15 protein-coding genes are annotated in these 12,874 nt (G+C 34.3%); 11 read left to right on the forward strand and 4 right to left on the reverse strand.

The window, feature by feature from the left end:
* The first annotated feature begins 2 nt into the window (after positions 1 to 2).
* Positions 3 to 500 (forward strand): hypothetical protein, encoded by a 498-nt coding sequence (locus ES677_RS01305; RefSeq protein WP_148380195.1) that lies wholly within the window; start codon positions 3 to 5, stop codon positions 498 to 500.
* Positions 501 to 513: 13 nt separating this feature from the next.
* On the opposite strand, the gene ES677_RS01310 is transcribed toward ES677_RS01305, so the two are convergent.
* A complete protein-coding gene (locus tag ES677_RS01310; protein WP_246124308.1) occupies positions 514 to 705 on the reverse strand; it encodes a hypothetical protein in 192 nt (63 codons plus the stop codon).
* 173 nt (positions 706 to 878) lie between these two features.
* On the opposite strand from ES677_RS01310, the gene ES677_RS01315 reads away from it, so the two are divergent.
* Positions 879 to 1,988 carry a Fic family protein gene (locus ES677_RS01315; RefSeq protein WP_148380197.1) on the forward strand — a complete coding sequence of 370 codons (1,110 nt, stop codon included), beginning with the start codon at positions 879 to 881 and terminating at the stop codon, positions 1,986 to 1,988.
* Positions 1,989 to 2,251: 263 nt separating this feature from the next.
* Positions 2,252 to 3,016 carry a hypothetical protein gene (locus tag ES677_RS01320; RefSeq protein ID WP_148368575.1) on the forward strand — a complete coding sequence of 255 codons (765 nt, stop codon included), beginning with the start codon at positions 2,252 to 2,254 and terminating at the stop codon, positions 3,014 to 3,016.
* A 360-nt stretch (positions 3,017 to 3,376) separates the two neighbouring features.
* On the opposite strand, the gene ES677_RS01325 is transcribed toward ES677_RS01320, so the two are convergent.
* Both ES677_RS01325 and ES677_RS01330 read right to left on the reverse strand, forming a co-directional pair.
* Entirely contained in the window at positions 3,377 to 4,582 is a 1,206-nt protein-coding gene (locus tag ES677_RS01325) for a sensor histidine kinase (RefSeq protein ID WP_148380198.1), read from the reverse strand.
* A 159-nt stretch (positions 4,583 to 4,741) separates the two neighbouring features.
* Complete coding sequence (locus tag ES677_RS01330) at positions 4,742 to 5,404, reverse strand: HAD family hydrolase (protein WP_148380199.1); 663 nt, start codon at positions 5,402 to 5,404, stop codon at positions 4,742 to 4,744.
* 122 nt (positions 5,405 to 5,526) lie between these two features.
* Between ES677_RS01330 and ES677_RS01335 the strand changes: the two genes are divergently transcribed.
* From ES677_RS01335 to ES677_RS01370, 8 genes are all read left to right on the forward strand, one after another.
* Positions 5,527 to 6,312 carry a M90 family metallopeptidase gene (locus ES677_RS01335; protein WP_148380200.1) on the forward strand — a complete coding sequence of 262 codons (786 nt, stop codon included), beginning with the start codon at positions 5,527 to 5,529 and terminating at the stop codon, positions 6,310 to 6,312.
* Entirely contained in the window at positions 6,312 to 6,944 is a 633-nt protein-coding gene (locus tag ES677_RS01340) for a Crp/Fnr family transcriptional regulator (RefSeq protein WP_148368571.1), read from the forward strand. The genes ES677_RS01335 and ES677_RS01340 overlap by 1 nt, the downstream gene beginning before the upstream one ends.
* A 57-nt stretch (positions 6,945 to 7,001) precedes the next feature.
* Positions 7,002 to 7,802, forward strand: coding sequence for a sulfite exporter TauE/SafE family protein (locus tag ES677_RS01345; RefSeq protein ID WP_148380201.1), 801 nt, complete (start codon positions 7,002 to 7,004; stop codon positions 7,800 to 7,802).
* Positions 7,803 to 7,869: 67 nt separating this feature from the next.
* The gene (locus ES677_RS01350; RefSeq protein WP_148380202.1) at positions 7,870 to 9,282 is read left to right on the forward strand and encodes an MBL fold metallo-hydrolase; all 1,413 of its coding nucleotides are present in this window, start codon (positions 7,870 to 7,872) and stop codon (positions 9,280 to 9,282) included.
* Positions 9,283 to 9,302: 20 nt separating this feature from the next.
* Positions 9,303 to 9,854, forward strand: a complete 552-nt coding sequence (locus ES677_RS01355; protein ID WP_148368568.1) for a YeeE/YedE family protein — start codon at positions 9,303 to 9,305, stop codon at positions 9,852 to 9,854.
* A gap of 1 nt (position 9,855) precedes the next feature.
* Complete coding sequence (locus ES677_RS01360) at positions 9,856 to 10,272, forward strand: DUF6691 family protein (protein WP_148368567.1); 417 nt, start codon at positions 9,856 to 9,858, stop codon at positions 10,270 to 10,272.
* 210 nt (positions 10,273 to 10,482) lie between these two features.
* Positions 10,483 to 10,776, forward strand: coding sequence for a thioredoxin (gene trxA / locus ES677_RS01365; protein ID WP_148368566.1), 294 nt, complete (start codon positions 10,483 to 10,485; stop codon positions 10,774 to 10,776).
* On the forward strand, positions 10,776 to 11,366 hold the full coding sequence (locus ES677_RS01370) for a class I SAM-dependent methyltransferase (RefSeq protein ID WP_148380203.1): 591 nt from the start codon (positions 10,776 to 10,778) through the stop codon (positions 11,364 to 11,366). Before trxA ends, ES677_RS01370 begins: the two co-directional genes overlap by 1 nt.
* Before the next feature lie 381 nt (positions 11,367 to 11,747).
* Here the strand turns inward: ES677_RS01370 and dnaN are convergent, their stop codons facing one another.
* On the reverse strand, positions 11,748 to 12,866 hold the full coding sequence (gene dnaN / locus ES677_RS01375; protein WP_148368564.1) for a DNA polymerase III subunit beta: 1,119 nt from the start codon (positions 12,864 to 12,866) through the stop codon (positions 11,748 to 11,750).
* Positions 12,867 to 12,874 lie beyond the last annotated feature (8 nt).

Genomic DNA, 12,874 nt, shown 5'->3' on the forward strand with positions numbered 1-12,874 from the left:
TTATGAAATTAAAAAAATATTTAAGTATATACTTGTTTTTATTGTTTAGTCTTATAAATGTGACCGTTTTGTTGTCACAAACAATGATTGAAAAAGAAATGATAGAGCTTGAACCAAAACAAAATCTAGTTCTTGAGCTACAAGAATTAATCAATAAAGTAAATAATTGCGATTATTATAAAAGCTCTTTAATTTGGAATATTGGTATTACTCAGGCAGAAGATGGTTGTATTTTGAATATTACAATGCAAGATAATATTAACGTGGATTATGATTATGTTGGTTTTTTTTGTTTAAGTAAAACTCAAATAGTTGTTTCTGGAATTTTTGACGATAGCTTATTTACAATATTGAAAAGTGAGAAAGTCAAATTTAAAATAAAAGTCAAATCTAAAAATCAAATTTTACAGACACCTTCTGGTGACTATTCTAGCTGGATATATTTTTCAACAGAAAATAATTTAAAAAAAATGCAAGAATATTTAATACCTTGTAATTAGCACAAACCAATTTTTACATTATTGACTGCAATTTAGTTTGCTTCAAAAAAGCATCAAGGAGAGCGAAAACGTGTTGTTTTTCGTTCTCTTTTAGTTTTTGGATATCAAGAACACGATTAACAATACTTCTTTCTAAAAGTGTATCTGTAGAACCTACAAGATAATCCAAAGATACTTCCAGAGCTTCGGCTAACTGTGTAGTCATCTCAATAAATGGTTTTACCTCGTCTCTTTCATAACGACCAATTACAGCACCGTTAAAAACGCCTGACTACGATAGGTTATAATCTTGATTTAATATCAAATGAGCCGATTAAAACCCTTAATCGGCTCATTATTTTTATTATATTTGAGCCAATTAAAACCACTAATCGGCTCATGGAATATAATTGGCAACAGAAAGATTGGAGAAAATTCAGCTTTAAGCAAGAAGATGTAGAGGACTTATTGTTCCTTTTTACAGAAAACACAGGAGTCGTAAAAGGACTTTTAAAAACGCTATCGAATGAGAATCGTAATGAATCACTCGTAGATATTCTAGTGTCTGAAGCTATTAAAACTTCAGAAATAGAAGGCGAATTTTTAAGTCGAAAGGATGTAATGTCTTCAATAAAAAACAATTTAGGGTTAACTAAAAATTCCGAAATTGTAAAAGATATTCAGGCAAAAGGAATGGCATCTTTGGTATCTCAAATCCATACGACTTATAATGCCCCATTAACAGAAGCGATGCTGCTTGATTGGCATAAGGTGATTTTCCCTGGAGTAAATAAAATTGCGGTGGGTGAATGGAGATCTCATTTAGCGCCTATGCAAGTGGTATCTGGAAGTTATGGAAAGGAAAAAGTACATTTTGAAGCTCCAGCTTCAAAACAAGTTCCTAAAGAAATGATAGCTTTTGTAGAGTGGTTTAATAACACAGCTCCAAACGGATCTAAAGAAATTAAGCACGCTCCAATTCGTTCAGCTATTGCGCACTTGTATTTTGAAACCATACACCCATTTGAAGATGGTAATGGAAGGATAGGAAGAGCAATTGCTGAAAAAGCATTATTACAAACCTTAGATTTTCCATTATTAATAAGTCTTTCCTCTGCTATAGAAATTAATAGGAATCAATATTATGAAGCATTAAAAAGTGGTCAGCGGTCTAATGAAATAACACCGTGGCTAATCTATTTTATCGGAATCATTATTACTGCGCAACAGCAGTCTGAAGCACTAATTAATTTCACATTGCAAAAAACTAAGCTATTCGACACGTATAGAGATCAGTTAAATAGCCGACAAATAAAAGTAATAAAACGGATGCTTCAAGAAGGTGAAAAAGGTTTTGAGGGTGGTATGACTGCAAAAAAATATATGCGAATTACTCAAACATCAAAACCTACTGCCACACGAGATATGCAGAAATTAAAGGAGATAAACATCTTTGAATCTTTTGGCGAGGGAAGGAGTACGGCGTATAAATTAAACCTAAACTTTTAAGATATTTAGCTCCTAAACAAGAAAATCATTATTTTAGCTAAATAAAGGCACTTCTAATTTCTGTACTACTTTCCGAGACCAATTGTACCTCATTTCTGCTTAAGCCCTATATAATAAGGATTTCTAATTTCTGTATTGGAAAGTAATAACAAGTCGTATTTAATAATCAATTAAACAAGTCGTATAATTATTTCATAATAATATTAACTTATCTTGCGGTCTTTTATTTGTAGTCAATACAAATCATATAAAAAGTTATAATCATGGAGAATACTCGTAATAGCGAAGGTAAAGTCGCTGAAATAAATAAGGTAATAGAAAATTACTTTAATACGCATACTAATAAGAACTGGATTCCTGCAAAAGACATTATGCTCGATTTAATAGCAGCAGGCGTTTTTACAAAAGATCAAAAAAAAGGATTACCATTAAGAAAAGTCTTACGCGCTTTAGATAAAGAGAATGCTTTAGATACCATACCTTCTGTACATACCGAGCGTACAGAAACCGCTGTGTATTGGTATTTGGTTAGAAAAGGTGCTACGTTCTCACCAAATGAAGCTATAAACGCAGTCTCAAAAAAAGAAAAAACGAAAGCAAATAGAGAAAATAGCGATGAATTCTACATCTTAGATCTTTGCGACGAATTGCTAAAAGAAAAAGCATCACGTAAGCATACTTTTACTTTTTTGTTAGGTGATATGCATAAAAAAGGAAAAACAAGAACAAAATTACCTTTAGCAGGTTTTTATGAATCGGCTAATTTAGTAATTGAATTTGTAGAAAAGAAAAATAAAACAGAACAGCATTTGGACAAACTAGAGGTTATGACCGTTAGTGGTATTACTCGAAGTGAACAAATAGAAAAGTACAACAAAAGACGACGAGATGTGTTGCAAAAAAAGAATATCAATTTAATTGAAATCGATTATGCTTTATTTGAATGTGATGCTAAAAAGAACTTAAGTCGTAATAAGGATAAAGATATTACCCTCCTTAAAAAGATACTAAAACAGTATATAAAATAGCGTACCAACGGGTATAATAATAGCGGGTTTTATTAAGCATTAGCGCCGTTTGTTTACCATCATTTTAAAATCTTAAAAAAACAAAAGTAGTTGTGGCGTTACTCGGTATTGGGGGCGCTATAGACGATTTGTATGCGCTAATTTAAAAGGATTTACAGCGTCTCTTGGTCGCTATGTCCATACATTTGTTTCTTTAGCGTTGCTTTGCGTGGGGCTTTATCGTAAACAAAGGGTTGACCTATTTAAATAACTATATATTATAATAGACAGAAGTGGTAGGCGTCAGCTCACTATTTATTGGCATAAATGATTTAGATTCTTATACTGTTACTTACTAATAATGTCTTTCTGCGATGGATATTAGTTTTTTGCGATTGTAAAATTAAATGACGTACTGATGCCTTCTTCAGATTCAAAACTTATTTCTCCGTCTTGATTATTGATGAGTTTTTTTACTGCGGCTAAACCAATCCCTGATCCGATGTTGCCGTACCTGTCTTTTTCTCCAACGACTTCAAAAAGATCAAAAATTGTAGGAATAAATTTTGCAGGGATGCCGTTGCCATTGTCCTTAACGATAAAATGGTAATAATCCTTAGTGTCTTTACAAAATATTTCGATTTTCACTTCTGGTTTTTCGTTATACTTAATAGCATTGGTAACTAAATTCACTAAAACTTGAAGTAAAATTGATTTATTAGCAGTAATATATTCGGTTTCTGTGTCGTAATTATAGGTAATATTGTCCTTTTTATTATCAGATATTTTCTTGATAATATTAATTAAATCACTAAATAAAATAACTTCCTTTTTTCGATTCAGCAGTTCATCATTTTCGTAAAAGGTGTACAACCCATCTATATAATCTTTTAATGCGTAGCTAGAAGTTTTTAGGTAATCAATATATTCTAAGGACGATTTATTTAGTATTCCTCTGTTTTCTTCAGCTAATAAATCGGTTAAAGAAATAATATTTGCTAGCGGCGATTTTAAGTCGTGAGACACAATATCTGTATACTTTTTTAAATCAGTATTTCGTTTTTCTAATTTATCTTGCAATTGTAATAACTGCATATTTTGCAAATGTTTTTCAAAAAGAATAACAACTTGCTTTGCCAATGTTTTTAATGCCTTTATTTGCGCGTCATCGAGTTGCCTTGGTATGTGGTCGAACACACAGAGGGTTCCTAACTTATAGCCTTGAGGATTAACCAATGGTACGCCTGCATAAAAAACGGCATCGTGCTCTGTAACAAAGGGGTTGTCTGCAAATCGTTCGTCTTCTCTCGCGTCTTCAACAATTGTTATATCAGACTCTGAAAGTATAGCGTGTGCGCAAAAGGATATTTTTCTTGGCCATTCGTTTAATTCGGTTCCCTTATGAGATTTGAAAAAATTACGATCATAATCGAGTAACGTAATTAAACTAATAGGAGCATCTAAAATATACGACGTTATAGAAGTGATGTTGTCATAAGTTTCTTCAGGAAGCGTGTTTAGTAATTTATAGGTATCAACAGCCTTCTGACGGTGATCCTCATTGTCTGGAAATTTAGCGACTGTCATTTATTTTTGTTTTTCTATTCGCAGATAAATATATACTAAATAGGATTTAGTATGCTGAAATTCAATATTTTATTTTATTTTTTATGCGCTCATTTTATTTATAGAATGGGGTAGTAAACCAAATCCCATAAAGTGTTATATCTTTATGATGAAACTGTTTTAGAACACCATTGTGTTTTTTACGATATTGAAATTAATTTCATTAAAATGATTAATAACGCGGTCTGCTTGCGAATAATCTTGATTTTTAGAATTTAAACTATCGTAGCCCACGCAGTAAATTCCTGCCGATTTTGCTGCTTTTATACCGTTAGTAGAATCCTCAATAACAAAGCATTCATTTTTGTTTATCCCTGCAGTATCTGCCGCTTTTTCAAAAATTTCAGGATGTGGTTTAGACGCTTTTAAGTCGGCACCACTTAATTTCGCTTTAAAATAATAGTCTAATTCAAAACGTGTAAAGACATTATTAATAGTAAACATAGAGGCCGATGAAGCCAAAATTAAAGTTAAACCATTGTTGTGATAGTCTTTAATAAGGTCTAAAATACCTGGTAATAATTGTAAACTAGGATCGTTATGAAAAAGGGACGTAAAGCTTGCTCTTTTGTGTTGTACTAAATCTTCGGGGTTGCAGTCTAAACCAAACGTATCGCACAGTGCTTTACAGACATTTAAAGTCGATTGCCCAGTAAACGATTCGTATAATTTCCGCGACACCTCCATATTATAGTGTTCAAACATCATATAATATGCTTTAGTATGTAACGGTTCTGTGTCTACAATAACACCATCCATATCAAAAAGAACTGCTTTAATCATATTATAAAGAATTTTAAAAGCGCTAATATAACTACTATTTTACTGCTCTTGTTAATCTTATTATAAAGAATATTTATAACTTGAATATATTATTTAAATTTCAGTTTTAGCTCTATATTTTTATGATTTACATTATACTTTTTATTATTTTAGTTGGTTTTGGTATTTTTGCCTTTTCTAAATTGAAACGCAAAGATGTCGCTCCTTTTCCTAAACATTGGGGTCCTGTTTTAGAGGCTGAAGTCGCGTATTATAACACCTTGTCATCTTCCGAAAAACAGCGCTTTAGAAAACGAATGATGGCTTTTTTAAGCGAAGTTACTATTGAAGGTGTAAAGTTAGAACTAGAAGATTTAGATCGTATTCTAATAGCTGCAAGTGCCGTAATTCCGGTGTTTGGCTTTAAGGAATGGTATTATAATAATTTAAGTGGTATTATTTTGTATCCCGATACTTTTAATAGTGATTTGCAATTCGCAGACCAAAATAAAGACAGACGCATTTTAGGGATGGTCGGTAACGGGCGTTTCGAAAACCAAATGTTATTGTCGCGTCGTGCGTTACGTCAAGCTTTTAAAAACGACACCGATAAATTAAACACGCCAGTGCACGAGTTTGTGCATTTAATAGATAAAATGGATGGCATAACAGATGGTATTCCTGAGCAATTATTAGGACGCGATTATATAAAACCGTGGTTAGAATTAATGCATCATGAAATGCAAGCCATTAATAATGATACTTCAGATATAAGAAAATATGCTAGTTTTAATGAAGCTGAATTTTTCGCCGTCGTTTCAGAATATTTTTTCGAGAGACCACAACTTTTTAAAAAAAAGCATCCAGAGTTGTTTAAAATGTTAGTTTTATGCTTTCAACAGCAACCCGCTAAAAAACGTAAAAATTAATGTTAGACGATTTAAAACACCATTACGGCTATCTTTTTGAAGATGAGCTACTCAACGAAATTACAGCGGTAGGTGTGTTAAAAACGGTCCGTGCCGACGAGATTCTTATGGATATCGGCGAAACAGTAACGATGATTCCGTTGGTATTAGCTGGAGCAATAAAAATTTTTAGAGAAGATACTAACGGTGACGATTTACTGCTTTATTTTATAGAGCAGGGCGATACCTGTGCGATGACACTGACGTGTTGCTTAGGCGTTAAAAAGAGCGAAATTCGTGCTATTGCCGAAACAGATACCACTTTGTTAATGATTCCAGTGGCGTATATGAGTTTGTGGATGTCGCGCTATACTTCTTGGCAAAACTTTATTTTACAGAGCTATCACGAAAGATTAACGGAGCTTTTAGAGGCTTTGGATGCCGTTGCTTTTTTAAAACTCGACGAACGGTTATTAAAATATTTACGCGATAAGGCCATGATTAATCATAATGACACTATACACGTTACACACCAAATTATTGCTCAAGATATGCATACGTCGCGTGTGGTTATTTCTAGGTTATTAAAAACGTTAGAAAATGACAAAAAAATTGAGTTAAACAGAAATCAAATTAAAATCTTAGACTTGTAACATTTATCACTTAAAAATCTTATTATCTAAAGTATATTTGCACCAATACTCAAAACTATGGATTTCTTACACATTCTAGGCTATTTTGGAGCTTTAATTATTGGTTTGGTTATGGGGCTCATTGGTGGTGGTGGTTCTATTTTGAGCGTGCCTATTTTTGTGTACCTTTTTGCATTCAATCCTATAATTGCGACGTCTTATTCTTTATTTATGGTCGGTGTTTCTTCTAGTTTTGGTGCCTTTAAAAATTACAAAAAAAATAATATCAATTTTAAAATGGCTTTTCTATTCGCTATTCCAGCGTTTATAGTCATTTATTTAACACGTCGTTATTTTTTACCAGAAGTGCCAGATCAGTTGTTTTCAATTGGTACTTTCAACGTCACTAAAGGCTCAGCTATAATGCTATTATTTGCCGTTGTTATGTTGTATTCCGCTACAGTAATGCTGAAAAGGAGTACAGAGATTGTAGTAAACAATAATAGTGCGTCTTATAATATTCCTAAAATTGTGTTTCAAGCCGCCGTAATTGGTTTCTTTACGGGGTTAATTGGGGCGGGCGGAGGTTTTGTTATCGTACCTGCACTAATACTTTTAGGAAATCTAACAATGAAGCAAGCCGTAGGCACTTCATTATTTATCATTTCCATTAACTCTTTAATAGGGTTTACTGGCGATTTTGGACATTTAAATATTGATTGGCTGTTTTTACTTAGTTTTACAGCAATAGCGGTGGTTGGTATTTTAATAGGAACCTCACTGGCTAATAAGGTGGAAGGTGCTAAGTTAAAAAAAGGCTTTGGGTGGTTCGTTTTAGTAATGGCGATCTTTATTTTAGTTAAAGAACTCGTATTCTAGTGCAACATAAGTCCCCTTTTAAATTAATTGTAAATGCTATTTTTGTAATAGCTAAAAATAAAATAAAATGAAAATAGAACAAATTTATACAGGATGCCTATCACAAGGCGCATATTATATTGAAAGTAAAGGAGAAGTCGCTATTATAGATCCATTACGTGAGGTCGATAATTACATAGAGATTGCAAAGAAAAATAATGCCGCTATAAAATATATTTTTGAAACACATTTCCATGCCGATTTTGTTAGCGGGCATTTAACGCTTTCGGAAAAAACAGGCGCTCCAATTGTATATGGGCCAACGGCGGACCCAAAGTTTGAGGCTATAATAGCAACAGACGGACAAGTTTTTAAGTTGGGTAATATTACTATTACAGCGTTACATACTCCGGGTCATACTATGGAGAGTACAACGTATTTAGTAAAAGACGAAAACGGAAAAGACCACGCTATTTTTAGTGGGGATACCTTATTTTTGGGTGATGTTGGACGACCAGACTTAGCGCAAAAAGCGGCTAGTATGACAATGGAAGATTTAGCAGGATTATCTTTCGATAGTTTACGTGAAAAAATTATGCCCTTAGCCGATGATGTTACGGTATACCCCGGCCACGGTGCAGGTTCTGCTTGTGGTAAAAATATGATGAAGGAAACCGTCGATACTTTGGGTAACCAAAAGCAAATGAATTACGCGTTACGTGCCGATATGACCAGAGACGAATTTATTGCTGAAGTAATTGATGGCTTATTGCCTCCACCATCGTATTTCCCCTTAAACGTTAAGCTTAATAAAGAAGGCTACGAGCATATTGATAAAATTATAGAAAAAGGAACAAATGCACTTACCCCTGATGCTTTCGAAGAAGCAGCAAATACATCTGAAGCTTTAGTTTTAGACGTACGTCATCAGTCCGATTTTATAATAGGTCATATCCCGAGATCTATATTTATCGGCTTAAAAGGAGGTTTTGCGCCGTGGGTTGGAGCTCTAATTCAAGACGTAAAACAACCCTTATTATTGGTGGTTGATAACGGTCAAGAAAAGGAAGCCATTACGCGTTTATCTCGTGTAGGTTTCGATAATACTATTGGGTACTTAGACGGTGGAATAGCAGCGTGGAAAGCATCAGGTAAAGCCATGGATTCTATGGAATCTATTTCGGCCATCGAATTCAAATCACGTTTAGAATCTCAAGACATTCCTGTATTCGACGTTAGAAAAGAAGGCGAATTTGAAGCTGGACATATTGATATAGCGAAATCAACTCCTTTAGATTTTTTAAACGAGCATTTAAGCGAATTACCTGAAAAGGAACCGTTTTATGTGCATTGTGCAGGAGGATATCGCTCGGTGATTGCGTCTTCAATTTTAAAAAGTAGAGGTATACATAATCTAATAGAGGTTGCAGGCGGTATGGGTGCCATCAAAGAAGCCGGTATTCCTATAACAGATTTCGTTTGCCCCTCAACTTTAAAATAATTATACAATTTCTTAGATAAATGGAGTATTTATACAGCGCATGGCCTTGGTATGTATCAGGGCCTTTAATTGCAGGTGCTATGGTCTTACTTATTTTAATGGGTAAGAAATTTGGTATGTCTTCCAACTTAAGAACGTTATGTTCTATTGGCGGTGCAGGAAGGCTGGTCGAGTTTTTTAGATTCGATTGGAAAAAGGACCAATGGAATCTCTGGGTTGTGGTTGGTGTTATTGCCGGTGGTTTTGTAGCGCTTCAGTTAAGCCCAAATGCGCCGCAAATAAACGAAGATATTGTTATACAACTTCAAGAATTAGGTATTAACAGTACCAATAGCAGTTTTTTGCCTACCGAGTTATTTAGTTTAGACGCTTTATTAACGATTAAAGGCTTTTTAATTTTACTTATTGCAGGGTTTTTAGTGGGGTTTGGGGCCCGTTATGCTGGCGGATGTACTTCTGGCCACGCCATTTCAGGACTTAGCAATTTGCAAGTGCCCTCCTTAATAGCCGTAGTTGGTTTTTTTATTGGTGGTTTAGTAATGGTTCATTTACTATTTCCTTTAATTTTTTAATATGAAAAAAGTGTTATCATTTTTAGCAGTAGGGTTTTTGCTTGGCGTTCTTTTTATCAAATCTGAAGTTGCGTCTTGGTTTCGTATTTACGAAATGTTCCAATTTAAAAGTTTTCATATGTACGGCGTAATAGGCTCTGCAGTAGTCTTAGGAATTATCGCGGTACAGTATTTAAAATACAAAAAGGCCTTAGATTTTTCTGGCGAAACTATTACAATAGTACCCAAAGAGAGGAGTATAGCGCGTTATTTAATAGGTGGTATTATTTTCGGATTAGGATGGGCATTAGCCGGCGCTTGTCCCGGCCCTATGTTCGTGCTTATAGGAACAGGTTTTGTAAGTGTTTTAGTATTGATTTTTGGAGCGTTGTTAGGGACCTTTGCTTATGGTGCTATTCGTAATAAATTACCGCATTAATTAGATTTAGAATTGGTTAACGATTCTCTAGTTTTAATGAATTTAGAAGCGCAATATAATAATAGAGAACATTTTAGTGATAGACTATCAAGCGTGATTAAAATTTTAAGTGTTCCGTTATAAATTTAGTGTAAACTTACTGTCTTACTTTGTGTTTGTTCGCGAACGCACTATCTTTAGTTTGAGTTTAACCCGTTAAAAAAAAGTATTATGACATCATTTTCAGAAATTATAAATAAAGACACACCCGTATTAGTAGACTTTTTTGCAACGTGGTGTGGCCCGTGTCAAACGATGTCGCCCATTTTAAAAGCGGTTAAAGATACATTGGGTGATAACGTATCAATTTTAAAAATTGATGTGGATAAAAATAAAGCCTTAGCTTCAAAATTTCAGGTGCGCGGTGTACCCACTTTTATTCTTTTTAAGAACGGAAAACAGGTCTGGAAACAGTCCGGGCTAATTCAAAAAAAAGAGCTTATACAAATGATACAGTCAGCCTAATGGAATGGTCAAAAAGCTATTGGAACGACCGTTATAAAGCAGAAGAGATTGGTTGGGATTTGGGTCAAGTATCACCGCCTTTAAAGGCCTATTTCGATGGGTTGCCAGAAAGCGACAAAGCAATAACAATTTTAATTCCTGGTGGCGGTAACGCTTACGAAGCTGAATATCTACACCATCTCGGGTTTAAAAATGTGTTTGTTGTCGATGTTTCGGAACGTGCGCTGTTGAATTTTAAAACCCGCGTACCAAGTTTCCCGGAAGAACACCTTTTGTATCAAAATTTTTTTGAAGTAGAACTCACGTTTGATCTCATAATTGAGCAAACTTTTTTCTGTGCGTTAGATCCTAAATTACGACCAGATTATGCCCAAAAAATTCACGAATTACTCACAGTAAATGGTATGGTAACAGGGCTGCTATTTAATTTCCCCTTAGCGTCAACACAGCCGCCGTTTGGTGGAGAAACCTTAGAATACCTTACGTATTTCGAGCCGTATTTTAAAGTGACTGTAATGGAGCCGTGTTATAATTCTATTGAAAGTCGCGCAGGGAAAGAGTTGTTTTTTAGTTTAACAAAACAGAAGTAGGAGTCATAATAGGGTTGTAATGGTCTTTTAACGTCTTATCCATTAGTAAAACAAACACTCTTCATTTCCAGTGAAACTGTTTTCACAATTTTGTATCGAGAACAGTATTACGTGTATATTAAAGTCTAAACTTTATTTACAAAACTCCGCGACACCTTTTTATCCTATCGCGAAAACGACGCGAAGGGACGGAAAAAAGAAGCACTAAAACGGGGTTCGCCAATAGACTCAACATTTACCATTCTCTTTTTTACTATGCTGTATAGTGAACAACATAGAAACACTACAAAAAACAAAAAAAAACGCTAACTTTTTAAAGTGAGCGTTTTATGTGTACAGCTTTAGTGTAAAGTATAAACTGTTATCTTTAAGAGAGAACAATTAGCTATTAAGCATCACGGGCATAACAAGCATAGTTACGTGTTCGCCTTCGTCTAAACCATCAATGGGAGTTAAAATTCCCGCTCTATTAGGCATACTCATTTCTAATTGTACTTGGTCTGAGTTTAAGTTGTTTAACATTTCTGTTAAGAAACGAGAGTTAAACCCGATTTGCATATCATCACCTTGGTAGTCGCAAGTTAAACGCTCTTCGGCTTTATTACTATAATCAATATCTTCCGCAGAGATATTTAATTCGGCTCCAGCAATTTTTAAACGAATTTGGTGTGTTGTTTTATTCGAAAATATACTTACACGTTTTACCGAACTTAAAAATTGAGAACGGTCGATACTAAGTTTATTCGGGTTTTCTTTTGGTATTACCGCTTCGTAATTTGGATATTTTCCATCAATTAAACGACAAACTAATACCGTATTTTCAAAAGTGAATTTTGCATTAGATTCGTTGTACTCGATAGTTACATTTTCATCGCTAGCCGCTAAAATTCCTTTTAATAAAGTTAACGGTTTTTTCGGCATAATAAATTCTGCCTGTTGCGATGCGCTAACATCTTGACGTGTATATTTTACTAATTTATGGGCATCGGTGGCTACAAATGTTAAGTTATCTGTAGAAAACTGAAAGAATACACCACTCATTACTGGTCTTAAATCGTCGTTACCCGCAGCAAAAATAGTTTTGCTAATGGCAGTCGCTAAAATATCACCGGCAATGGTAGTTGAACTCGGCTCCTCTAAAGTAATAGCTTTCGGAAACTCCGCGCCATCGGCGTAAGCTAAAGCATATTTACCGTGATTAGAACTAATTTCAACGGTGTTGTTGTCTTCAATAACAAACGTTAAGGGTTGTTCTGGAAATGTTTTTAAAGTGTCTAAAAGTAAACGCGCAGGAATAGCAACGCTACCCTCACTGTCACTTTCTATATCTAAAACAGAAGACATTGTCGTTTCTAAATCACTAGACGACACCGTTAATTTTGAGTGGTCGATGTCAAATAAAAAGTTGTCTAATATAGGTAAGGTATTCGAACTGTTAATAACACCACCTAAAACTTGGAGTTGTTTTAGTAAATAGGTACTTGATACTATAAATTTCATGTGATTGC

Source organism: Bizionia gelidisalsuginis (assembly GCF_008086185.1).
Lineage (GTDB): Bacteria > Bacteroidota > Bacteroidia > Flavobacteriales > Flavobacteriaceae > Bizionia > Bizionia saleffrena.